This window comes from Bacillus sp. FSL K6-3176 (assembly GCF_038003325.1).
In the GTDB taxonomy this organism is placed as follows: domain Bacteria; phylum Bacillota; class Bacilli; order Bacillales; family Bacillaceae; genus Bacillus; species Bacillus altitudinis.
Genome location: NZ_JBBOOX010000001.1, coordinates 2442338 through 2465353, shown reverse-complemented (window position 1 = coordinate 2465353; position 23016 = coordinate 2442338). Strand labels below are relative to the sequence as shown.

The 23016-nt window shown below is 42.7% G+C and carries 22 protein-coding genes, 1 other RNA gene and 1 other annotated feature; of the genes, 19 read left to right on the top strand and 4 right to left on the bottom strand.

The window, feature by feature from the left end:
- Positions 1-34: 34 nt before the first annotated feature.
- The 6 genes from MHB38_RS12860 (at position 35) to dtd (ending at position 6745) form a co-directional block, all read left to right on the top strand.
- Entirely contained in the window at positions 35-523 is a 489-nt protein-coding gene (locus MHB38_RS12860) for a cation:proton antiporter regulatory subunit (protein ID WP_008342734.1), read from the top strand.
- A gap of 99 nt (positions 524-622) precedes the next feature.
- Positions 623-979 (top strand): LapA family protein, encoded by a 357-nt coding sequence (locus tag MHB38_RS12855; RefSeq protein ID WP_017367707.1) that lies wholly within the window; start codon positions 623-625, stop codon positions 977-979.
- 81 nt (positions 980-1060) lie between these two features.
- Positions 1061-3394, top strand: a complete 2334-nt coding sequence (gene recJ, locus MHB38_RS12850) for a single-stranded-DNA-specific exonuclease RecJ (RefSeq protein ID WP_048003402.1) — start codon at positions 1061-1063, stop codon at positions 3392-3394.
- Between the two features lie 23 nt (positions 3395-3417).
- Positions 3418-3930 carry an adenine phosphoribosyltransferase gene (locus tag MHB38_RS12845; RefSeq protein WP_008342729.1) on the top strand — a complete coding sequence of 171 codons (513 nt, stop codon included), beginning with the start codon at positions 3418-3420 and terminating at the stop codon, positions 3928-3930.
- Between the two features lie 142 nt (positions 3931-4072).
- Positions 4073-6283, top strand: coding sequence for a RelA/SpoT family protein (locus tag MHB38_RS12840; protein ID WP_008342726.1), 2211 nt, complete (start codon positions 4073-4075; stop codon positions 6281-6283).
- Between the two features lie 18 nt (positions 6284-6301).
- A complete protein-coding gene (gene dtd, locus MHB38_RS12835) occupies positions 6302-6745 on the top strand; it encodes a D-aminoacyl-tRNA deacylase (protein ID WP_048003401.1) in 444 nt (147 codons plus the stop codon).
- Between the two features lie 97 nt (positions 6746-6842).
- Here dtd and MHB38_RS12830 read toward each other — a convergent pair whose 3' ends face one another.
- The gene (locus MHB38_RS12830; protein ID WP_050827504.1) at positions 6843-8423 is read right to left on the bottom strand and encodes an SH3 domain-containing protein; all 1581 of its coding nucleotides are present in this window, start codon (positions 8421-8423) and stop codon (positions 6843-6845) included.
- A gap of 137 nt (positions 8424-8560) precedes the next feature.
- Here MHB38_RS12830 and MHB38_RS12825 point away from each other — a divergent pair, with 137 nt between their 5' ends.
- The 5 genes from MHB38_RS12825 (at position 8561) to MHB38_RS12805 (ending at position 13288) form a co-directional block, all read left to right on the top strand.
- Positions 8561-8731, top strand: a complete 171-nt coding sequence (locus tag MHB38_RS12825) for a YrzK family protein (protein ID WP_003216250.1) — start codon at positions 8561-8563, stop codon at positions 8729-8731.
- 58 nt (positions 8732-8789) lie between these two features.
- Positions 8790-9028: a binding site (T-box leader), on the top strand.
- Positions 9029-9101: 73 nt separating this feature from the next.
- Entirely contained in the window at positions 9102-10376 is a 1275-nt protein-coding gene (gene hisS / locus MHB38_RS12820; protein ID WP_202734312.1) for a histidine--tRNA ligase, read from the top strand.
- An 18-nt stretch (positions 10377-10394) separates the two neighbouring features.
- The gene (gene aspS, locus MHB38_RS12815) at positions 10395-12173 is read left to right on the top strand and encodes an aspartate--tRNA ligase (RefSeq protein ID WP_096882167.1); all 1779 of its coding nucleotides are present in this window, start codon (positions 10395-10397) and stop codon (positions 12171-12173) included.
- Between the two features lie 77 nt (positions 12174-12250).
- A non-coding RNA gene (gene ssrS, locus MHB38_RS12810) (6S RNA) lies at positions 12251-12431 on the top strand.
- 92 nt (positions 12432-12523) lie between these two features.
- On the top strand, positions 12524-13288 hold the full coding sequence (locus tag MHB38_RS12805; protein ID WP_213406884.1) for a tRNA threonylcarbamoyladenosine dehydratase: 765 nt from the start codon (positions 12524-12526) through the stop codon (positions 13286-13288).
- 33 nt (positions 13289-13321) lie between these two features.
- On the opposite strand, the gene MHB38_RS12800 is transcribed toward MHB38_RS12805, so the two are convergent.
- Complete coding sequence (locus tag MHB38_RS12800) at positions 13322-14587, bottom strand: replication-associated recombination protein A (RefSeq protein ID WP_099496642.1); 1266 nt, start codon at positions 14585-14587, stop codon at positions 13322-13324.
- A 207-nt stretch (positions 14588-14794) separates the two neighbouring features.
- Here MHB38_RS12800 and cymR point away from each other — a divergent pair, with 207 nt between their 5' ends.
- From cymR to MHB38_RS12760, 8 genes are all read left to right on the top strand, one after another.
- A complete protein-coding gene (gene cymR / locus MHB38_RS12795) occupies positions 14795-15214 on the top strand; it encodes a cysteine metabolism transcriptional regulator CymR (protein WP_008342713.1) in 420 nt (139 codons plus the stop codon).
- A gap of 18 nt (positions 15215-15232) precedes the next feature.
- On the top strand, positions 15233-16375 hold the full coding sequence (locus MHB38_RS12790) for a cysteine desulfurase family protein (RefSeq protein WP_099496641.1): 1143 nt from the start codon (positions 15233-15235) through the stop codon (positions 16373-16375).
- A 94-nt stretch (positions 16376-16469) separates the two neighbouring features.
- Positions 16470-17588, top strand: coding sequence for a tRNA 2-thiouridine(34) synthase MnmA (gene mnmA, locus MHB38_RS12785; RefSeq protein WP_008342709.1), 1119 nt, complete (start codon positions 16470-16472; stop codon positions 17586-17588).
- A 61-nt stretch (positions 17589-17649) separates the two neighbouring features.
- Positions 17650-18303 (top strand): tetratricopeptide repeat protein, encoded by a 654-nt coding sequence (locus MHB38_RS12780; RefSeq protein ID WP_341003589.1) that lies wholly within the window; start codon positions 17650-17652, stop codon positions 18301-18303.
- Between the two features lie 19 nt (positions 18304-18322).
- Positions 18323-20707, top strand: a complete 2385-nt coding sequence (recD2, locus tag MHB38_RS12775; RefSeq protein WP_035390959.1) for an SF1B family DNA helicase RecD2 — start codon at positions 18323-18325, stop codon at positions 20705-20707.
- Positions 20708-20797: 90 nt separating this feature from the next.
- Positions 20798-21256, top strand: a complete 459-nt coding sequence (locus MHB38_RS12770; protein WP_008342703.1) for a PRC-barrel domain-containing protein — start codon at positions 20798-20800, stop codon at positions 21254-21256.
- 13 nt (positions 21257-21269) lie between these two features.
- Entirely contained in the window at positions 21270-21461 is a 192-nt protein-coding gene (locus MHB38_RS12765) for a hypothetical protein (protein ID WP_003216308.1), read from the top strand.
- Between the two features lie 20 nt (positions 21462-21481).
- On the top strand, positions 21482-21613 hold the full coding sequence (locus MHB38_RS12760) for a YrzQ family protein (RefSeq protein WP_008342695.1): 132 nt from the start codon (positions 21482-21484) through the stop codon (positions 21611-21613).
- Between the two features lie 38 nt (positions 21614-21651).
- Here the strand turns inward: MHB38_RS12760 and MHB38_RS12755 are convergent, their stop codons facing one another.
- A complete protein-coding gene (locus tag MHB38_RS12755; protein WP_008342693.1) occupies positions 21652-22302 on the bottom strand; it encodes an amino acid ABC transporter permease in 651 nt (216 codons plus the stop codon).
- A gap of 15 nt (positions 22303-22317) precedes the next feature.
- Entirely contained in the window at positions 22318-22971 is a 654-nt protein-coding gene (locus tag MHB38_RS12750) for an amino acid ABC transporter permease (RefSeq protein ID WP_007501460.1), read from the bottom strand.
- Positions 22972-23016 lie beyond the last annotated feature (45 nt).

Here is a 23016-nt window from a genome sequence, read left to right as displayed (position 1 = left end):
GGGCATTTGGCTTTTATTCATTGGAGGGGCTGTTATGAAGGTTCGGGAAACTGAACTGCCAGGTATCGGTCACAAAGCCGAAATGATCACAAGAAATAATGAGAAACTTGCCATTATCACACATGATGACGGCAGAAGAGAGATGTATCATTTTCAAGAAGATGATCACGAAGAATGTATTTCTGGTATCTTGCTTAGCGATGAAGAAGCAAGACAAATCTCGGCTATTTTAGGCGGCATGGTCTATAAACCAAAAGCGCTTGAGACAGTGGAGGTGGCCATTGATGAACTCATCATTGAATGGTTTAAGATTGAAAAGAACGCACCGGCTGTTAACCAGACGATCGGAGACCTGAGTGTTCGCCAAAACTATCAAGTAACAGTCATCGCCATTGTGAGAAAATCACATGAGAAAATTTTAAATCCAGGACCAGATACGGTGATTGAAGAAGGAGACACCCTTGTCATCTCTGGAGAAAGAAAAGAATTAAAGAGCCTCATTAAAGAAAAACTCAGCAGCTAAGCGCCCATGCTGATAGAAAACCTTCCGCCATGTTCTTTCTGTGTTTAAAAAGGACAAGAAAGAGGGAAGAATAAAAGAAAAAGCTTGGGGGATTTGTAGATGAATAAACAACAATGGACCATCATACTCGCATTTATTTTCGTATTAATTGTCTCAGTATTTGCTGTTATTAACGTGCGGCCTGTACAGGTAGACTACTTATTTGGAACGGCTGAATGGCCGCTGATCCTTGTCATTATCGGTTCTGTTCTTATGGGCGGACTCATTGTGGCTTTTGCGGGGATTTTCCAAATTGTGAAACTAAAACGTGAATTAAAAACATTAAAAGCTGAACACGCAGCCGCTAAAGCAAGCCCTGCTTCTTCTCATAAAAAGGCGGACAAAGACGTTCAAAAGAAAACGAATGTCACACCTTTAAAAGAACAGCCAGCGTCTTTTGACCGGAAGGAAAAATAATCTTCCAGTACAATTTCATAAAATAAAAATTGAAACCCCTCAGTCCACTCTAGTATAATAGTGTGGTTGAGGGGTGAATTTATGTTATTATCCAAAATGCGTTGGGAATATGAACATCCTAGCGAAGAAAAAGTGAAATCACTCTCTGAAAATCTGAATATTTCAGCGCTGACTGCATCACTTCTTGTACAAAGAGGGCTCGAAGAAGTAGAAGAAGCGAGGTCTTTTTTATTTGATCAAAAAGCCGAATTTCATGATCCATTCTTATTAAAAGGAATGAAAGAAGCAGTAGAGCGCATCAACAAAGCGATCGAAGAGCAGGAATCGATTGTGATCTTCGGAGATTATGATGCAGATGGTGTGACAAGTACTTCTGTACTTTTACATACACTTAAAGAACGATCTGCGAAGGTAGACTTTTATATTCCAGATCGATTTAAAGAAGGATATGGGCCAAACGAACAGGCTTTCCGATATATCAAAGAGCAAGGAGCATCGCTTGTTATCACTGTGGATACAGGGATCGCTGCTGTAAATGAAGCACGTATTGCAAAAGAAATAGGATTAGACCTGATCATCACAGATCACCATGAACCAAGCGAGGACCTGCCTGAGGCACTTGCGATTGTACATCCTAAGCAGCCTGGGTGTGAGTATCCGTTTAAAGAGCTGGCGGGTGTCGGTGTTGCGTTTAAAGTGGCACATGCACTCCTTGGTAAACTCCCAGTAGAATTATTAGATCTTGCTGCAATCGGTACAATTGCGGATCTTGTCCCGTTGCATGATGAAAATAGATGGATTGCCAAAAAAGGTCTTCTGCAGCTTCGTCAATCTAGACGGCCTGGGTTAAAAGCGTTATTAAAAGAAGCAGGCGCCACTCTTGAAGAAGCAAATGAGGAAACAGTCGGCTTTCAAATTGCGCCAAGGCTGAATGCTGTTGGACGAATTGAGCAGGCAGATCCGGCTGTTCATCTTCTCATGACTGAGGATATGGATGAAGCAGAAGAACTCGCTCGTTTTGTACAAGAATTGAACAAAGAACGGCAGAAAATTGTGAGTACGATCACGGAAGAAGCCATTCAAATGGTCGAAGAGACAGGTGCTGACCAGTCTGCTATCGTCGTAGCAAAAGCTGGCTGGAATCCAGGCGTTGTCGGCATTGTTGCCTCAAAATTGACGGATACATTTTCTCGTCCGGCGATTGTGCTTGGAATAGACGAAGAAACGCAGATGGCGAAAGGTTCAGCTCGAAGTATTCCTGGCTTTGATTTATTTTTCCATTTGAGCAAGTGCCGTGACATCCTGCCGCATTTCGGTGGACACCCGATGGCAGCAGGAATGACACTTCAAGCGGATGATGTTCCTTTACTTAGGGAAAGATTGAATCAATATGCAAATGAAACATTGACAGAAGAAGATTTCATTCCAATTCAACGGGTCGATGCAGTATGTAAAGTGGACGAAATGACGGTGCAAGCCATTGAAGAAGTGGGACTGCTGTCCCCGTTTGGCATGCAGAATCCTAAGCCGTTCATTATGATTGAAGACGCCCAGCTTGAAGACATCCGAACGATCGGGGCCAATCAAAATCACATTAAAATGTCACTAAAAGACGAAGACAAGCTGCTCGACTGTGTCGGTTTTCACCAAGGCAAGCTAAAAGAAGAACTTGTCCCAGGGAGTCAAATTTCTGTCGTTGGTGAGGTCTCGATTAATGAATGGAATAACCGAAAGAAACCTCAGCTCATGCTAAAAGACGCCAGAGTCGATGAATGGCAGCTCTTTGATTTACGCGGGAAAAAAGATTGGGAAAAGAAAGTATCAACACTTGATCCAGCAAAAACGATGGTCTTCTGTTTTGACGAAGAAACAAAAAGGCAATCGGAGCTGGTGGATATTCCGATTCACCTTATTGATGCAGAAAATGTATCCACGTTTGATGTGCAGGAAAAGTATGTGATCTTTGCCGATGTTCCTGCAGATGAACACTTGCTCAAGCTGCTTTTAGAAAATCAACAACCAGCAAGAATTTATACGGTGTTTCAGCGGAAAGAAGATCACTTTATGTCCTCATTCCCGAGCCGTGATCAATTCAAATGGTTCTATGGGTTCTTGTTCAAACGGGGAAGTTTTCCTATTAAAGAACAAGGCATGGAGCTTGCTAAACATAGAGGTTGGACAAAAGATACAATCATTTTTATGACAAAGGTGTTTTTTGAACTCGGTTTTGTTAAAATAGAGAATGGTGTGCTGTCAATAGTGCGTGATGCCCCTAAAAAAGATTTAACCGCATCATCGTCTTATACAGCAAAACAACGATTGATGGAACTCGATCAAACACTAACATATTCCTCAGCCAAAGAGCTGAAGGAATGGCTGAATAGCATGATGAGCGAAGTCTCACCTGTGCTTTGACGTACGAGGAGGAAAAGGAAAAGATGGATTTAAAACAATATGTGACAGTTGTACCTGACTACCCAAAGGAAGGTGTACAATTTAAAGATATTACAACGTTAATGGATAAAGGCGAAGTGTACCGTTATGCAACGGATCAAATCGTTGAATACGCGAAGGAAAGAGACATTGATCTCATTGTTGGACCTGAAGCGCGTGGATTCATTATTGGCTGCCCTGTAGCATACGCACTTGGTGTAGGTTTTGCCCCAGTTCGTAAAGAAGGAAAGCTTCCTCGTGAAGTCATCAAAGTCGATTACGGTTTGGAATACGGTAAAGATGTATTAACGATTCATAAAGATGCAATTCGTCCTGGTCAGCGTGTACTGATCACAGATGATTTGCTTGCGACAGGTGGAACGATTGAAGCATCCATCAAGCTGGTTGAGGAATTAGGCGGCGTTGTGGCAGGGATTGCATTTTTAATTGAGCTGACGTATCTTGATGGCAGAAAGAAGCTTGACGGTTACGACATCTTGACGTTAATGCAATACTAATGGAGTTTTACGAAAAAAGCACTCAGTAAGAAGGGTGCTTTTTTCCTATCAAAAATCTTTTAGCGGACTTCTTCTCTTTACATCTATCGAATTTTTCTTGATAATAAACTACAATACAGTTTTCATTTAAAAAGGTGATTCCATGGCGAACGAACAAGTTTTAACGGCGCAGCAGGTCATTGATAAGGCAAGAGAATACCTGTCCGCTGAACATATTCAATTTATAGAGCGTGCATACGAATATGCTGAAAATGCTCACAAGGAGCAATACCGGAAATCCGGTGAGCCCTATATTATCCATCCTATTCAAGTGGCGGGAATTCTTGTTGATCTTGAAATGGACCCTTCGACCATTGCTGGCGGCTTCTTGCATGATGTTGTCGAAGACACGGATGTGACATTAGAAGATTTAAAAGAGCATTTTAACGAAGAAGTAGCCATGCTTGTTGATGGTGTGACAAAGCTCGGAAAGATTAAATATAAATCACAAGAAGAACAACAGGCTGAAAACCATCGTAAAATGTTTGTTGCAATGGCGCAGGATATTCGCGTCATCTTAATTAAGCTGGCAGACCGTCTCCACAATATGAGAACACTCAAACACCTTCCGCAGGAAAAGCAGCGAAGAATCTCAAATGAAACCCTTGAGATCTTTGCACCGCTAGCGCACAGATTAGGGATTTCAAAGATTAAGTGGGAGCTTGAAGATACAGCCCTCCGCTATTTAAATCCGCAGCAATACTACCGGATTGTGAATCTCATGAAGCGTAAACGAGCGGAACGTGAGGAATACTTGGACGAGGTTGTCAATGAAGTAAAAGACCGCGTGTCTGAGGTGAACATTAAGGCTGAATTCTCCGGCAGACCGAAACATATTTATAGTATTTATCGAAAAATGGTCATGCAAAATAAGCAATTTAATGAAATATATGATTTGCTGGCTGTTCGTATTTTGGTTGACAGCATTAAAGACTGCTATGCGGTACTTGGTATTATTCATACGTGCTGGAAGCCGATGCCAGGCAGATTTAAGGATTATATTGCGATGCCAAAGCCGAACATGTATCAGTCTCTTCATACAACGGTGATTGGTCCAAAAGGGGACCCGCTTGAAGTTCAGATTCGTACAGTGGAAATGCACGAAATTGCGGAATACGGAATTGCGGCACACTGGGCGTATAAAGAAGGCAAAGAGTCAGCAGAATCGACGGAAGAAGCCGTTTTCCAGAAGAAGCTGTCTTGGTTTAGAGAAATTCTTGAATTCCAAAATGAATCCACAGATGCGGAAGAATTTATGGAATCGTTAAAAATCGATCTCTTCTCTGATATGGTGTTTGTATTTACACCAAAAGGAGACGTCATTGAGCTACCGTCTGGTTCAGTTCCAATTGATTTCTCATACCGGATTCATTCGGAAATTGGAAATAAAACAATCGGAGCCAAAGTCAACGGTAAAATGGTCACACTTGATCATAAGTTAAAAACAGGTGACATTATTGAAATTCTGACATCTAAGCATAGCTATGGACCAAGCCAGGATTGGGTCAAACTTGCCCAAACCTCCCAAGCGAAGCACAAGATCAGACAGTTTTTCAAGAAACAGCGCCGTGAAGAAAATGTCGAAAAAGGCCGAGAACTTGTGGAGAAAGAAATCAAAAACCTTGAGTTCGATGTTAAAGACATCTTGACCGCTGAAAATCTGCAAAAAGTGGCTGATAAATTTAATTTCTCAAATGAAGAGGACATGTATGCAGCCGTTGGTTATAACGGAATTACGGCACTCCAAGTGGCGAATCGTTTAACGGAAAAAGAAAGAAAACAAAGAGATCAGGAAGAACAAGAGAAAACCGTTCAAGAAGTGTCTGTAGAGTCAAAACCATATCACGGGAAAAAACGGGAAGCTGGCGTGCGAGTGAAAGGCATTGATAACTTGCTTGTCCGTTTATCTAAGTGTTGTAATCCTGTTCCTGGTGATAGCATTGTTGGTTTTATTACAAAAGGCCGTGGCGTATCTGTTCACCGTGATGACTGTCCGAACGTGAAGACAGGAGAAGCGCAGGAACGGTTAATCCCGGTTGAGTGGGAGCATGAACAGCCTGCTCGAAACCGTAAAGAATACAATGTGGAAATTGAGATATTAGGATATGACAGGCGCGGCTTACTTAATGAAGTGCTTCAAGCAGTCAACGAAACCAAAACGAACATCTCGTCGGTTTCTGGTAAGTCTGATCGTAACAAAGTGGCGACGATCCATATGGCGATCTTTATCCAAAATATTAACCATTTGCACAAAGTGGTAGAACGCATCAAACAAATCAAAGACATTTACTCTGTTCGCCGATTCATGAATTAGAAAGGAAGTATATCGTCTATGAGGCTTGTTGTTCAGCGTGTGACGAGTGCATCTGTGAAAGTAGGAGAAGAGATCACAGGTGCCATCAATGAAGGCTATATGGTGCTCGTTGGTGTTACACATGAAGACACAGAAGAAGATGTGCATTACTTAGCTGAAAAGCTCGCACACTTGCGTATTTTTGAAGATGAAAACGGGAAAATGAATCTTTCGTTATTGGATGTAAAAGGAAGCGTGCTGTCTGTATCTCAATTTACTCTTTATGGTGATACGAGGAAAGGCAGACGGCCGAACTTTATGAAAGCTGCCAAACCGGATGTGGCGAATTCACTTTACGAATGCTTCAATGAAACGCTTAGAGAAAAGGGCATCCATGTTGAAACTGGACGTTTTGGGGCGATGATGGACGTCTCATTGACCAATTCGGGGCCAGTCACCATGTTGATGGACAGCAAAGAATAGAAAGACATTAGACTGTAGATAAACTCTTGCTGAGAGTTTGTTTAGAGTCTTTTTCTTTTGCGATCAAACAAAAAAGAGGCGCAGCGGCCTCTTTTTTCTATCGGAAATATTGTTTTAATCCTTCTGTCATTCCTTCTGTCACTCGTTCTTGGTAAGAGGCGCTATAAATGATCGCTTCTTCTTGAGGATTGCTTAAATAGCCGAGTTCATATAAAAGGGAAGGGCGTTTGTTTTCTCTTAAAACAAAATAATCTCCAAATTGGACTCCTTTATCAGGGATCTGTGATCGTTTTGCGACTTCCGTATGAACGCTTGTCGCCAGACGTTGATCTTTGGATGCCTGATAATAATATGCGGTGCTTCCTCTGATACTTGGGTCCATAAAGCTATCATAATGAAGACTAATAAATGCATCTGCATTTCGGTAATGTGAAGTGGCAACCCTCGATTGAAGGCTGATGAAAGTATCATCACTTCTTGTTAAATAGACATTTGCCCCAGAAGCTCTTAACTTACCTGCCAGCAAATGAGCGGTTTTGATCGTGATATTCTTTTCAAATGCACCGTCTGCGCCGATCGTGCCGCTGTCTTTTCCGCCATGCCCAGGATCAAGAACAATTGTTTTGCCTTTTAAAGATCCAGTGCCAGACGATGAATCCTGCTGAGGTCTTGGTGCTTCGCTGCTATTTTTCTTTGTTTGAACGACCCAGCTCGCCACGTAGCCTGTTCCGCCGTTTGATAATGTCACCTCGTACCAGTCACCTTGTGTACGAACAATTTGATAAGCAGCTCCTTTTGTTGCTCTTTCTGCAATTCCAGCAGAGGTAGAAGCGCTTTTTCTAATATTCGTTCCATCATAAACGATGTACGCTTTCTGATGAGATGACGAAGAGGATGAATTCTTTTCAGGTGCTGCACTTGTTCCTTGGTTTGAGACAATATAATAACTTGCAACCCAGCCTTTAACGCCTTTTGCTTCGATTTCATACCAGCCATTTTGCTCCCGTAAAATGGTGACTTGAGTGTTACGGGAAAGTGAAGCGGCCACTTGTGCATTTGGTGCCGCCGATTTTCGAACATTCAAGCTTGATACGCCAACTGTGCCGGACTGTTTAGAACGAGCGGGCTCAGCTGAACTGGATGAAGAAGCGTTTTGTCCGCCAGAAATATAATCAGAGTGGACCCAGCCTTCCGCTTGTTTGTACGATATTTTTGTCCATTCGCCGCTTGTGTCCAGCTTTTTAGCGGAAGCGCCCTGCGGGAAAGTGCCAATGACTTGATAGGAAGTCCCTGGGCCTGTCCGAATGCGAAGGTCGGAGGCTGTTGACGTAATCGAACTGCTTCCTTGCGTACTTTGACCTTGCGTCTTTTGCTTAGCAGGCTTTTGTGCATCGGATGACTTGGTAATCAGCCATGAGACGACCCAGCCTTTTTGTCCGTTCGATAGCCCGATCTGTACCCATTCTCCTTGTTCAGTGAGAATCGGGTAGCTTTCTCCTCGTTTCACAACTGCTGCGATCCCGTAGCTTAAACCAGGTCCGGTTCGCACATTGATTTCATCTGTTGCAACGACAGCTTGATCTGTTTGAGCCGTCGCATGTGTCATTGGCCAAGTGCTGGCAATGAGGACAAAACAGGTGAGCAGCAACATCATGTGATGGTGTGTTTTCAGATTCAAAACGGTGTTTTCCCCTCCCTTGTAAAACCGATGAATGTTAATTCGTTATGTAATGGATGAATTCCTTGCGGTTTCCCTAATAAAAATGAATCAATCTGTTTATACTAGATAAAAATGTGATAAAAGGATGTACAAACATGAGATTAAGCAGAAAATTAGGACGAGTGCAATATAATGGACATCGTGATATCGATCGCTGGCAGCACGACGAAATGGATCAACCAGGCTTCCTTGAAGAAACGGCATCTGAATACGGATGCACGTCAAAAGAAGAGCTGGAAAAGAAAAAGAGACACGGCAAGGGTTGACAGAGTGGCAGCACCGACCTTATTATAATATAAATCAACACACTTGAAAATTTAAAATGTGGAACTGATGATAGAGAATAGTAGGGTAAATTGCGTGAGCAGAGAGGAATCGCCTTAGGCTGAAAGCGAATCCGCATGGCATTTATCACGAAAGAACACTCTGTAGGTTTCCTGCTGAACACTCAAAAAATGAGTCATTAGGCGGAGAACGTGAATCTGCGTTAAGGATTTGAGCGGGAACATGGCTAGATCAGTTCCAACTAGGGTGGCACCACGGGTATAACTCTCGTCCCTACTATACACATAGTAGAGGCGGGGGTTTTTTATATGTCCACATAAAAAATGAATGATGGTCGTAGGAGGACGAAAAATGAGTTTTAATATTCCAAGAGGCACACAGGATATTTTACCGGGAGAATCAGAACGCTGGCAGTATGTTGAACAAATTGCGAGAGATACATGTGCAGCCTTTCAATACAAAGAAATCCGCACACCGATTTTTGAGCATACGGAACTGTTTGCACGAGGAGTAGGCGAGTCAACAGATATCGTTCAAAAAGAGATGTACACATTTGAAGACAAAAAAGGACGTAGCATCACACTTCGCCCAGAAGGAACAGCTTCAACTGTCCGTTCTTATGTTGAAAATAAACTGTTTTCACAGCCTGCACAGCCTACAAAGCTGTACTACATTGGACCAATGTTCCGCTATGAGCGTCCCCAAACGGGAAGATATCGTCAATTTTATCAATTCGGAATTGAAGCGATCGGTTCAAAAGATCCTGCCATTGATGCAGAGGTCATTTCATTAGCGATGAGTGTGTATGAGAAAGCGGGTCTTTCCAACTTAAAACTCGTCATTAACAGCCTTGGTGACAAAGAAAGCCGTGCAGATTACCGTCAAGCACTTGTCGAGCACTTTGAACCAAGAATTGATGAATTCTGTCATGACTGCCAAATTCGTTTGCATCAAAATCCATTGCGTATTCTTGATTGTAAAAAGGACCGCGACCACGAACTGATGGCAACGGCACCATCCATTCAAGATTACTTAAATGAAGAATCACGGACTTATTTTGAAAAAGTAAAACAATACTTAACCGATCTAGGCATTGAATATGTCGTCGATCCGAACTTAGTGCGCGGTCTTGATTATTACAATCACACTGCTTTTGAGATTATGAGTAATGCAGAAGGCTTTGGTGCGATCACAACATTAGCCGGCGGCGGCCGTTATGATGGACTTGTTGAAGGAATTGGCGGTCCTGAATCACCAGGTATCGGCTTTGCGATGAGTATTGAACGTTTCCTATCAGCGATTGATGCAGAGAAGATTGAGCTTCCTGTTCAAGACGGGATTGATTTATACATTGCGGCATTAGGAGATCAAGCAAAAGATTATGCTGTTGGCTTATTGAATCGCTTAAGAAAAGAAGGCATTTCAAGTGAAATGGACTATACAGGGAAAAAGCTAAAAGCACAATTTAAAGCCGCAGACCGCTCGAAAGCCAAGTTTATTGCAGTTCTTGGTGAAGATGAGCTGGCGCAGCAAATTGTAAACGTAAAAGATACGACAACAGGTGAACAAATTGAAGTGAAGCTTGATGAGCTGATTCAAATGATGAAAGCCCACCAGAAAGCGTAAAGAAGGAGTGGAATGTTTGTGTTTGGTAGAACTTTTTATTGTGGAGAAGTAACAGAAGACCAAATCGGTCAAACAGTTGTATTAAAAGGATGGGTACAAAAACGTCGTGACCTTGGCGGATTAATCTTTATTGACCTGCGTGATCGTACAGGCATTGTGCAAGTTGTCTTTCATCCAGACCAATCAAAAGAGGCTCTTGAGACAGCAGAATCGATTCGGAATGAATATGTCCTTGATATTAAAGGGACAGTGGTCGCAAGAGAAGAAGCCACGATCAACCCAAATTTAAAAACAGGCAAAATTGAAATTCAAGTCGACACAGTCACTGTTTTAAATGAAGCCAAGACGCCTCCATTTGTGATTTCTGATCAAGCAGATGAGGTATCAGAAGATGTGCGCTTAAAATACCGCTACCTAGATCTTCGCCGTCCTGCGATGTTTGAAACGATGAAAATGCGACATGAAGTCACAAAAGCATTCCGCCATTTCTTAGATGATCACGGCTTTCTAGACATTGAAACGCCAATTTTAACAAAAAGTACGCCAGAAGGTGCACGTGACTATCTTGTGCCAAGCCGTGTACACGAAGGAGAATTCTATGCGCTGCCGCAGTCTCCGCAATTATTTAAGCAATTGCTCATGGTGTCTGGGATGGACCGCTACTATCAAATCGCTCGCTGCTTTAGAGATGAAGACTTGCGTGCTGACCGTCAGCCGGAATTTACACAAGTCGATATTGAAATGTCCTTTATGAGCCAAGAAGACATCATGACGCTTGCTGAAGAGATGATGTCAAAGGTGATGAAAGATGTCAAAGGTGTTGACTTGACATTGCCATTACCTCGTATGACGTACGATGAAGCGATGAATTCCTATGGTTCTGACAAGCCAGATACACGATTTGACATGAAGCTTGTCAACATTTCAGACACCGTAAAAGACTCAGATTTCAAAGTCTTCAGTGGTGCTGTAAACAATGGCGGAGCTGTCAAAGCGATTAATGTCAAAGGGGCTGCAGCAAACTACTCAAGAAAAGACATCGATGCACTCGGTGCATTTGCAGCGAACTATGGTGCAAAAGGTCTTGCTTGGCTAAAAGCTGAAGGGACAGAGTTAAAAGGACCAATCGCTAAATTCTTTGATGAGTCAAAACAAGCAGAATTAAAAGAACAGCTTCAAGTTGAAGAAGGCGACCTTTTACTCTTTGTTGCAGATAAGACGTCTGTTGTCCATGATGCGCTTGGCGCACTTCGCTTAAAACTTGGCAAAGAGCTTAAACTCATCGATGAGTCTGTCTTTAATTTCTTATGGGTTGTCGATTGGCCGCTGCTTGAAAAAGATGAAGAAGAAGGCCGCTTCTATGCTGCCCACCATCCTTTCACAATGCCAGTTCGGGATGATCTTGAATTAATTGAAACAAGTCCAGAAGATATGAAAGCTCAAGCGTATGATCTTGTGCTGAACGGCTATGAGCTTGGCGGAGGTTCTATTCGTATTTTTGAAAAGGACATTCAAGAGAAAATGTTTGGTTTACTTGGCTTTTCTAAAGAAGAAGCGTACGATCAGTTCGGCTTCCTTCTTGATGCATTTGAGCATGGTGTGCCTCCGCATGGCGGAATTGCGCTTGGACTTGACCGCTTAGTGATGCTGCTTGCCGGCCGATCTAACCTAAGAGATACCATTGCGTTCCCGAAAACGGCAAGTGCAAGCTGTGTTCTCACAGATGCTCCTGGCACTGTAAGCGCAGCGCAGCTAGATGAACTGAGTTTGGCGATTAAAACAAAAGTAAAACAGTAAAATAGGCGCATGTTTATAGGCATGTAAACGCTTGTAAAAGGGACATGCCTATGATATGCTTTCATCAACCAATAAATAAAGTCCTGATACGTACGGTGGTTACCTAGTTTTGACCGAACATTTTTTTTTACGGGAGCTTGCCTTTCCTTTCTGCATAAATGCCTCTTCTGAGGACTTATAAAGTGAGGAAGAAAGCACCCACCTGCATGGTGCGGGGTTCAAAACGAAGGAAAAGCTGGCGGCGTGATCGGGACTTTTTTGTGTTTTTTTCTATTTGAGAAGGATGACGGAGAACGCTGAATATGATATGATTCTTTCGATTCATTTTAAATAAAGGTGGAGTGAGGCACTTGTTACATCAGTTTTCAAGAAACGAGCTTGCCATTGGCAAGGAAGGCTTAAATATATTAAAAAACAGTACAGTTGCAGTGCTTGGAGTAGGCGGCGTAGGTTCTTTTGCAGTAGAAGCCCTTGCTCGTTCAGGTGTTGGCCGTATTGTTCTTGTTGATAAAGATGATATTGATATTACAAATGTAAATAGGCAGCTGCCAGCTTTGCTATCAACGGTTGGTCAGCCTAAAGTTGACTTAATGCAGGCAAGAATTGCTGACATCAACCCAGAATGTGAAGTTGTTGCGCTCAAAATGTTCTATACAGAAGAAACATATGAACAATTCTTTGAGTATCCACTTGATTATGTCATTGATGCATCAGATACAATTCATTATAAAATTCATTTAATGAAAGAGTGCCTGAAACGCGATGTGAACATTATTTCGAGTATGGGTGCTGCAAACAAAACAGATCCGACGCGGTTTAAAATTGAAGACATCTCGAAAACACATACAGACCCAATTGCGAAAGTCGTCAGAACACGCCTGCGGAAGGAAGGCATTCGTAAGGGAATTGAAGTTATTTTCTCTGATGAAAGTCCGATTGTCATTCGTGAAGATGTGAGAAAAGAAGTTGGAAATGATGAAGCGAAAATTCGTAAGGCACAAATGCCGCCTTCATCCAATGCTTTTGTTCCATCTGTGGCTGGACTGATCATGGGTGGTCATGTCATTATGAAACTGTTAAAAGATATTCCGATTACACGTGTGAAAGATAAATAAACAGCCCGCCTGCTAATATGCAGGGGGCTTTTTTTATTTCTGGCGTTTTAAATTCTCATAGACCTGTTTCAATGCACCTTCAAATTTCCCGGTTTGCTTCGGTACATAGTATTGCTTGTTTTTCAGCGGGTCAGGTAAATATTGCTGCTTCACCCAGCCATTTTCATAATCGTGCGGATATAAGTAATCGGCGCCCCTTCCAAGTGCAGCTGCCCCTTTATAGTGGGCATCTTTTAAATGAACGGGAACTTCACCAATTTTCCCCGTGCGAATATCATGCAGTGCCGCATCAATCGCTTGGTAAGCGGAGTTTGACTTTGGAGAAAGACACAGTTCAATCACGGCATTAGCGAGTGGAATTCGTGCTTCTGGGAAACCAACTCTCTCAGCTGTTTGAACAGCGCTTAACACACGCGGCCCTGCCTGCGGGCTGGCTAGGCCAATATCTTCATAAGCCATCACAAGTAATCGTCTCGAAATGCTTTCGAGATCTCCCGCTTCAATCAGTCTTGCAAGGTAATGAAGCGCAGCATCTGCGTCAGATCCTCTAATGGATTTTTGAAAAGCCGAGAGGACATCATAATGGGCATCACCGTTTTTATCATGCGAGAAGCTCTTTTTTTGTAAACATTCTTCTGCTGCAGCTAGAGTGATCGTGATCTGTCCAGAATCATCCGCTTTTGTCGATAAGACGGCTAGTTCAAGCGCATTTAAAGCGGAACGCACATCTCCTCCGCATCCATTTGCAAAATGATTCATTGCCTCCTCATCAACTTTGACCGAATAACCGCCAAGCCCGCGATGTTCATCCTGTAAAGCTCGAGATAATGCAGCTTTGATTTGCTCTGTTTCCAGCGGCTTCAGCTCAAATATTTGTGTCCGGCTACGGATGGCTGGGTTGATCGCATGATACGGATTAGCTGTTGTCGCGCCAATTAAAATAATCATGCCATTTTCTAAATACGGAAGAAGGAAATCCTGCTTCCCTTTATCGAGTCTGTGGACTTCGTCTAAAATCAAGATGACTTGACCACTCATTTTCGCTTCAGCGGCGACAGCTTCCATATCTTTTTTGTTATGAATCACCGCATTCAATGTACGGAAGGCAATGCTTGTACTGCCAGCGATTGCAGTTGCAATGGATGTTTTGCCGATTCCCGGCGGCCCGTATAAAATCATCGAGGACAAATGTTTCGCCTCGACCATTCGTCTAATAATTTGACCTTCTCCAACGAGATGCTCCTGCCCAATAATGTCTCCAATATGACTTGGGCGCATCCGATACGCTAAAGGTTTCATGATTATCTCTCCTAAAGCAATGTCTTGTTTGTATAGAGTACCGAAATTTCTTCAAATAGAAAAGGGATGCGTCCTCGTTTTGAGCTCAGAACCCGCAAATGAAAGTTGGCTAAAAGTATGATATAATTGCTTTTGGTCTATATAAGCGTATATGAAATCAGAAAAATAATTGATGACATAGAAATAGAAAACGCAGAGGTGTTTAACTTGAAAATTTCTACTAAAGGCAGATATGGTCTGACGATCATGATCGAATTAGCCAAAAAACATGGCGAAGGCCCTACATCATTAAAATCAATTGCTCAAAACAATGATTTGTCTGAGCATTATTTAGAGCAGCTTGTATCACCACTTCGCAATGCACGTCTTGTGAAAAGTATCCGAGGAGCGTATGGCGGCTATGTGCTTGCCCATGAGCCAAACGAGATTACAGCCGGTGATATTATTCGTGTATTAGAAGGACCTATTAGTCCTGTTGAAGTGATCGAAAACGAAGAGCCAGCAAAGCGTGCACTTTGGATTCGTATTCGTGATGCAGTAAAAGACGTACTAGACAATACAACTCTTGAAGACTTGGCAAGTTATAAAGATGACGAGGATCAAGAGGCGTATATGTTCTATATTTAGATCAGAGGTGTACCGGAAATGGAACGTATCTATTTAGATCATGCAGCCACAACGCCGATGGATCAGCGAATTGTGGACAAGATGATGCCCTACTTTACAGAGATATTTGGCAATCCCTCTAGTATTCATTCATATGGGCGCGAGGCAAGAAAGTGGCTCGATGAAGCAAGGGAAGTCATTGCAGGAGAATTACACTGTAAGCAGCAGGAGATCATCCTCACAAGCGGGGGAACAGAGGCAGACAACTTGGCCATTACAGGTGTGGCAATGGCAAGGCAGCATGAAGGAAAACATATTATCACAACAAAAACTGAGCATCATGCAGTGCTGCATACATGCGAACGCTTAGAGAAGCTTGGTTTTGATGTGACGTATTTAGATGTGGATCACACTGGATTGATTCATCTTGATCAATTAAAACAAGCACTAAGAGACGATACAATTCTTGTGACCATCATGTATGGCAATAATGAAACGGGTGTGATTCAGCCAATCAAAGAAATTGGTCAACTTTTACACGAACACACTGCTTATTTTCATACAGACGCAGTACAGGCATTTGGGACAATATCAATTGATGTCACAGAACTTCATATCGACCTCTTATCTGCGTCCGGTCATAAACTAAATGGCCCGATGGGAACAGGCTTTTTATACGTCAATGAGCGTGTAAAACTTTCTCCGCAGCTATTCGGAGGAGAACAAGAAAGAAAACGCCGTGCTGGCACTGAAAATGTGGCGGGAATCATTGGGCTTGCAGAAGCAGTTCAATTAACAAAGCAAAATAGAAGAGAAAAAGCAGTGCATTATGGTAAGCTCAAAGAAGCGATGCTGCAAGTATTCAAAGAGGAATCACTCAATTTCTCTATCAATGGACACCCGAAAGAGACATTGCCGCATATTTTAAATGTCCACTTCCCGGGCGTTTCTATTGAATCGTTACTTGTGAACTTAGATATGGAAGGGATTGCTGTTTCAAGCGGGTCAGCATGTACGGCTGGATCTGTCCTTCCTTCGCACGTATTAAGCGCCATGTATGGTGAAGAAGCAAAAGAGCTGACATCCTCAGTCAGAATTAGCTTCGGTCTTGGAAATGAAGAGGAACATGTGAAGCAGGCGGCGCATAAGATAGCGGCTGTCGTGAAACGCCTAGCCAAATAAATGCTCCCTTTTGTTCGTGTGTGAAAAATGAAACAGCTAGGCACCTGAAGAACGAAACGCGCACGTTGTTTCATTGAAATTGGAGTTGATGAAGATGACAAAAAGACCTGAAGACACAAGAGTTGTGGTCGGTATGTCCGGAGGCGTCGATTCATCAGTTGCTGCGCTCATGCTAAAGGAGCAAGGCTATGATGTGATCGGCATATTTATGAAAAACTGGGATGACACAGATGAAAATGGTGTATGTACAGCAACGGAGGACTATGAGGATGTCATTCGTGTTTGTAACCAGATTGGAATCCCATATTATGCAGTGAATTTCGAGAAACAGTATTGGGACAAAGTGTTTCAATATTTTCTTGATGAATATAAAGCAGGCAGAACGCCGAACCCAGATGTCATGTGTAACAAAGAAATTAAGTTCAAAGCATTTCTTGAGCATGCATTGTCGCTTGGAGCGGATTATTTGGCAACAGGCCACTATGCCCGTGTCGACAGAACCGGCGATGAAGTCAAAATGCTAAGAGGTCTTGATACAAACAAAGACCAAACTTATTTCTTGAATCAGCTGACTCAAGAACAGCTTGATAAAGTGTTGTTCCCAATCGGCGATTTAGAGAAAAAAAGAGTGCGTGAATTAGCGAAAGAAGCAGAGCTCGCAACAGCAACGAAAAAAGATTCTACGGGCATCTGCTTTATTGGGGAAAGAAACTTTAAAACGTTCCTTAGCCAATATTTGCCTGCACAGCCCGGTGTGATGCAGACAATGGACGGAGAAGTAAAAGGTGAACATGATGGACTGATGTATTACACGATCGGTCAGCGCCAAGGACTTGGCATTGGCGGAAGCGGTGATCCGTGGTTCGTTGTTGGGAAGGACTTAGAGAAAAATATCTTATTTGTTGAACAAGGCTTCCACAACCCGCTTTTATACTCTGAAAGTATTTCAGCTGTTAACATCAGCTGGACTCGTCCTCATATTGTCGGCGAAAACGGTGAACTCACATGCACAGCGAAATTCCGATACCGTCAAGAAGACCATCATGTAAAAGTCAAAATGACAGGTGAGCAGGAAGCAATGGTGATCTTTGATGAACCCGTTCGTGCTGTCACTCCAGGACAAGCTGTTGTTTTTTATGATGGCGAAGAATGTCTTGGCGGCGGGACCATTGACGATGTCTTTAAAGATGGCCAAAAGCTGTCGTATGTGTAACATGTGTTAAAAACCTCAACGTCGCTGTTGAGGTTTTTTAATGAAAGGATGAAGAGAGCGAATGAATCATAACGAAATCGGTATTGAAGCTTTAAATCAAGGGAACATCGAACAGGCAGCTGAAGCTTTTACGAAAGCCATTGAAGAAAGCCCAAAGGACCCGGTTCCATATATTAACTTTGCGAATTTACTTTCAAGTGTTCATGAATTTGAACGTGCATTGAACTTCTTTCAAAAAGCCATTGAACTTGATCATACAGCAGCTGCAGCTTATTATGGGGCAGGAAATGTCTACACGATGAAAGAAGACTTTATGAAAGCGAAAGACTATTTTAAGCAAGCGCTACAAGCTGGAATGGAAAACAGTGATTTGTTTTATATGTTAGGGCAGACACTGATGAAATTAGAGCAGCCAAAGCTTGCGATGCCTTATCTTCAGCGTGCAGTTGAGCTAAACGAAGAAGATAACGAAGCAAGATTTCAATTTGGCATGTGCTTAGCGAATGAACATCTGCTGGAGGAAGCGGTCGCAGTCTTTACTGAAGTGATTACGCGAGATCCGCAGCATGCAGACGCCTTTTATAATGCAGGCGTTGCGTATGCGTATTTAGAAAAAAAAGATGAAGCGCTTGAAATGCTAGGAAAAGCCATTGACGTGCAACCTGATCATATGCTTGCATTGCATGCGCAAAAGCTGATTCAAGAGGCAGAATAACCGGAAGGAGGGAAGACCTGTGCAGGAACATCCAGATCAAATGAAGCTTGAAGATGAACCGTTTTTAAAAGGGACGGTTCAAGCCGTTATTTTCCATAACGAAAGTAATTTATACTCGGTGTTAAAAGTAAAAGTCATTGAAACATCAGAGAATTTAGAGGAAAAAACAGCATCTGTCACAGGGTACTTCCCAGCGCTTCATGAGGAGGAAACCTACACCTTCTATGGCAAGGTCACAAGTCATCCGAAGTTTGGCGAGCAGTTTCAAGCCACTCATTTTCAAAAGGAAGTCCCTACAACAAAGCAAGGCATCATTCATTATCTCTCTAGTGACTTGTTTGAAGGGATTGGAAAAAAGACAGCGGAAGAAATCGTCGGCAAGCTAGGCAATCAGACGCTTCATCAAATTATGCGTGATCCGTCTGTTTTGTATGACGTCCCTCGCCTGTCAAAAAAGAAGGCTGATAAGCTGGCTGCCGCACTTCAGGAGCATCAAGGGCTTGAGCAAATTATGATCAGCCTGAATCAATATGGCTTTGGTCCTCAGCTTAGTATGAAGATTTACCAAGCGTACGAGAGTGAAACGTTGCAGAAAATTGAAGAAAACCCTTATCAGCTCGTCAAAGACGTCGAGGGGATTGGATTTATTAAAGCAGATGAACTCGGCGCTAGAACAGGGATATCTGGAAATGATCCAGAACGCATTCGTGCAGCCCTTTTGTATACCGTTGAGACAGCAAGCCTGCAAGACGGTCATACGTACATACAAACGAAAGATCTGATCATCGAAACCCGTAAATTGCTGAATCAAACAGGCAATGACTACAAAGTGACTGAAATGGACGTTGCCAATCAGATCATTGCACTTGGTGAAGGGAAAGACATGATCATTGAAGATGATCGCTGTTATCATCCGTCGCTCTTTTATGCGGAGCAAAGTGTGGCAAAACGTATTCAAAAAATTGTCTCTCAAACAGAATATGCAGATCAATTTCCTGAATCAGAATTTCTGCTTGCACTCGGTGAACTGGAGGAACGGCTTGGTGTCCAGTATGCACCAACCCAAAAAGAAGCCATTCAAAAGGCACTCATGTCTCCAATGCTGCTTTTAACAGGCGGACCGGGTACAGGGAAAACGACGGTCATTAAAGGGATTGTCGAGCTTTACAGCGATCTTCACGGCGTTTCTCTTGACCCGGGTGATTATAAAAAAGATGAAGCATTTCCGTTCGTGCTTGCCGCACCAACTGGACGTGCTGCGAAACGAATGACAGAATCCACTGGACTTCCTGCTGTGACCATTCACCGGCTGCTAGGCTGGAATGGATCAGAAGGCTTCTCACATGATGAAGACCAGCCGATTGAAGGAAAGCTTGTCATCATTGATGAATCGAGTATGCTGGATATTTGGCTGGCGAACCATTTGTTTAAGGCGATCCCAGATCATATTCAAGTCATTATGGTTGGAGACGAACATCAACTTCCATCTGTTGGACCTGGTCAAGTGTTAAGAGACCTGCTTGCGTCACAAGCTATACCGGCAGTTACACTAACTGATATTTACCGGCAGGCAGACGGTTCAACAATTGTTGAGCTTGCGCATGATATGAAAAATGGTGTTTTGCCAAAGGATATTACTGCACGCTCGAAGGATCGATCCTTTATTCAGTGCTCTAGTGACCAAATGAAAGAAGTCATCGAGAAAGTGGTCAGCAATGCTGCTCAAAAGGGGTATTCAGCAAAGGACATTCAAGTGCTTGCCCCGATGTATAAAGGAAAAGCAGGCATTAATGAACTGAATAAAATGCTTCAGCAAATTTTGAATCCTAAAAAGCCAAAAGGAAGAGAAATTCCTTTTGGTGATGTCGTCTACCGGACAGGTGATAAGGTACTTCAGCTTGTCAATCAGCCCGAGAATAACATTTTTAATGGAGATATTGGCGAAATTGTCTCGATCTTTTATGCGAAAGAAAACACGGAAAAAGAAGATATGGCGGTCATCTCCTTTGATGGAAATGAAATCACGTTTACGAAAAAAGATTTTCATCAATTTACACACGCTTATTGTTGCTCGATTCATAAATCCCAGGGCAGTGAATTCCCAATCGTGGTGCTGCCAGTCGTGAGAAGTTATTATCGAATGCTTCGAAGAAATTTGCTTTACACGGCCATTACACGAAGTAAAAAGTTTTTAATTTTGTGCGGTGAGGAATCAGCATTAGAGTGGGGCGTAAAAAATAATGAAGACTCCCTCAGACAAACGTCTTTAACCATGCGTCTTACTGAAACGGAAGAAGTCATGGATGCTGAACTAGCAGCTCTCCAAAAAGAACTTCCTTTCAGCGTACACGATGCCAATATTGGTATGGAGGGAATCACCCCGTTTGATTTTATGCAAGAGTAAATGGCTTCCTTCATGGAAGCCATTTCTTCGTATGAGTCATAGAGGAAACGCACACGATAAGACTGTTCCGAAAAGGTGGTTGATCACATTTTGAGAACATGTCGAGAGCTTGAAGGACTGACGATCTATACAGACGAGCTGTCTTATTCACTTGGGGCGATCAAAGATATTTGCTTTTTAGCCGGCGGCAGCTGCGGGGGATATGTTTTAGATGGGAAAAAGAAAGACTGTGCTTTCATTCCATTCTCAGCTGGCGACAAACTGACAGACAAAGGTCTATATGTGAGCTGCCAGAAGGGCATCGAGATAGATACCACCGCCCCATCCTTTTTCTTTTCGAAATTAAAAAAGAAAATGATCCGTACGCCAGATGGTGAAACATTAGGTGTTTTGGAAGATGTATACTTTTGCATGAATTCGGGCACAATCGTAGCATATGAACTCTCGGACGGCTTCTTTACAGAGCTATCAGGGATTCGAAAGCAGCTGCATGCTGCCGGAACCTTGATGGATGTTCAAAAGGAAGCACTTGTTCTAAACCGAACGTAAAGAGGTGCTGAATATGCTCATTTGCCCAAATTGCAAATGTAAAGACATCGGAAAAATTGGGGTCAATCAATATTATTGCTGGGGCTGTTTTATTGAATTGACACTGTCAAAAGGCAAAATATCTACTCACCAAGTGGAGGAAGACGGTACACTAAGCAGTTTAGACGACCTGTTTAGTGACGATGAACGTTCAATTCAACTATAAGTGTTAAGGGGGAATTTCGAATGGGCAAAATGACTTCTTCACTATTAACGCTTGGTGCAGGTGCACTCGCATATCACTTTGCAAGTCGATATGATATGCCATCTAAGCGGGATATGAAAAAGATGAGAAAACGAGTTATGCGAATGCTTTAAACAAAAAGGGACATCCACCATGAGCGGATGTCCTTTTTTTATGCCTGCCTGTACTCTAATCTCCGTGCAAGTATAGACAAGCTGAAGTTGACAACAAAATACATCATGGCGGCCAAGAGGAAAATAGGAAGTAAATAAGATTGGCTTTGACCATTTAAAATCTGCGCGTGATGCAATAGTTCTGGAAGGGCAATCACAACGGCAAGCGATGTATCTTTTAAAAGAGAAATAAATTGGCTGACAATCGGCGGGACCATTCGGCGTAACGCCTGTGGCATGATAATCATTTTTAACGTTTGAATATACGTTAAGCCAGAGGATCTGGCCGCTTCGATTTGTCCCTTATCAATTGATTTTAACCCACTGCGAATGATTTCTGACAGCATGGCGGATTCAAACACGGTTAAAGCCGCAATGGCAGAGGCCGTGATGCTCAGCTTAATACCAATTTCAGGCAGGGCGAAATACGTAAAAAAGATGATCAGCAAAAGCGGTAGGTTCCGAACAGTTTCAACAATGACCGCAAGCACCTTTGATAAAATAGGGATTTGTGCGAACCTCAATGTGCCAACGACTAATCCGATGATAAAGCTTAAAATGATGGAGATAAAAGCCACTTTTAAGGTGACAGCAAATCCTTCAAGTAAAAAGGCGAGATGATCGGGCTGGTAGGCACCTATAAAATCCATTGTGTTTCCTCCTTTCTAGTGGCTTCGGGCTAATCTTTTTTCTAAATACCCAACGCCTAGACTAAGCGGAATGGTCAATAGAAGATAGAACATAGCAACAAAAATGTATACATCAAATGTCACAAACGTTCTCGAAGCGATAAGGTCTCCTTGGTACATCAGATCAAACCCTGCAATGACACCTAAAATAGACGAGTTTTTCACAAGGTTGATAAATTGATTCCCAAGTGGTGGAATGACAATTTTGATGGCCTGCGGCAGAATAATATATCGCATCGTTCCGCCATATGACAGACCAGAAGCTCTAGCAGCTTCCATTTGTCCAAGCGGTACAGCTTGTATACCTGCACGAATGGCTTCAGCGATAAAAGCAGACGTATAAATGGAGAGGGCAATGGTTCCTGCTGTAAAGCCATCTGCCACAATGCCAAGTACCGGTAAACCAAAAAAGAACACAAAGGTGATCAATAATAACGGAATATTCCGAATAAATTCCACGTAAGCCGTCCCTAACCAGTTGAGCGGCCTTAGTGGCGCAATTCTCATGATGGCAATGAGTGTACCGATGAAAAAGCTTCCAATCAACGCAATGACACTTGCACCAATCGTATATTTAAACCCTTCTAAATAAAGATGGAAGTTCTCAGTTAAAATGGAAAACCGCAGCAATCAGTTCACTTCCTTCCTAATCAACAGAGGAGCCGGCAAGCGGCT

Excerpts from the sequence above, each read along its gene's own strand:
- MHB38_RS12860 (WP_008342734.1), top strand. The coding sequence starts at position 35 with ATGAAGGTTCGGGAAACTGAACTGCCAGGTATCGGTCACAAAGCCGAA.
- MHB38_RS12855 (WP_017367707.1), top strand. The coding sequence starts at position 623 with ATGAATAAACAACAATGGACCATCATACTCGCATTTATTTTCGTATTA.
- recJ (WP_048003402.1), top strand. The coding sequence starts at position 1,061 with ATGTTATTATCCAAAATGCGTTGGGAATATGAACATCCTAGCGAAGAA.
- MHB38_RS12845 (WP_008342729.1), top strand. The coding sequence starts at position 3,418 with ATGGATTTAAAACAATATGTGACAGTTGTACCTGACTACCCAAAGGAA.
- MHB38_RS12840 (WP_008342726.1), top strand. The coding sequence starts at position 4,073 with ATGGCGAACGAACAAGTTTTAACGGCGCAGCAGGTCATTGATAAGGCA.
- dtd (WP_048003401.1), top strand. The coding sequence starts at position 6,302 with ATGAGGCTTGTTGTTCAGCGTGTGACGAGTGCATCTGTGAAAGTAGGA.
- MHB38_RS12825 (WP_003216250.1), top strand. The coding sequence starts at position 8,561 with ATGAGATTAAGCAGAAAATTAGGACGAGTGCAATATAATGGACATCGT.
- hisS (WP_202734312.1), top strand. The coding sequence starts at position 9,102 with ATGAGTTTTAATATTCCAAGAGGCACACAGGATATTTTACCGGGAGAA.
- MHB38_RS12800 (WP_099496642.1), bottom strand. The coding sequence starts at position 14,587 with ATGAAACCTTTAGCGTATCGGATGCGCCCAAGTCATATTGGAGACATT.
- MHB38_RS12790 (WP_099496641.1), top strand. The coding sequence starts at position 15,233 with ATGGAACGTATCTATTTAGATCATGCAGCCACAACGCCGATGGATCAG.
- mnmA (WP_008342709.1), top strand. The coding sequence starts at position 16,470 with ATGACAAAAAGACCTGAAGACACAAGAGTTGTGGTCGGTATGTCCGGA.
- MHB38_RS12780 (WP_341003589.1), top strand. The coding sequence starts at position 17,650 with ATGAATCATAACGAAATCGGTATTGAAGCTTTAAATCAAGGGAACATC.
- MHB38_RS12765 (WP_003216308.1), top strand. The coding sequence starts at position 21,270 with ATGCTCATTTGCCCAAATTGCAAATGTAAAGACATCGGAAAAATTGGG.
- MHB38_RS12760 (WP_008342695.1), top strand. The coding sequence starts at position 21,482 with ATGGGCAAAATGACTTCTTCACTATTAACGCTTGGTGCAGGTGCACTC.
- MHB38_RS12755 (WP_008342693.1), bottom strand. The coding sequence starts at position 22,302 with ATGGATTTTATAGGTGCCTACCAGCCCGATCATCTCGCCTTTTTACTT.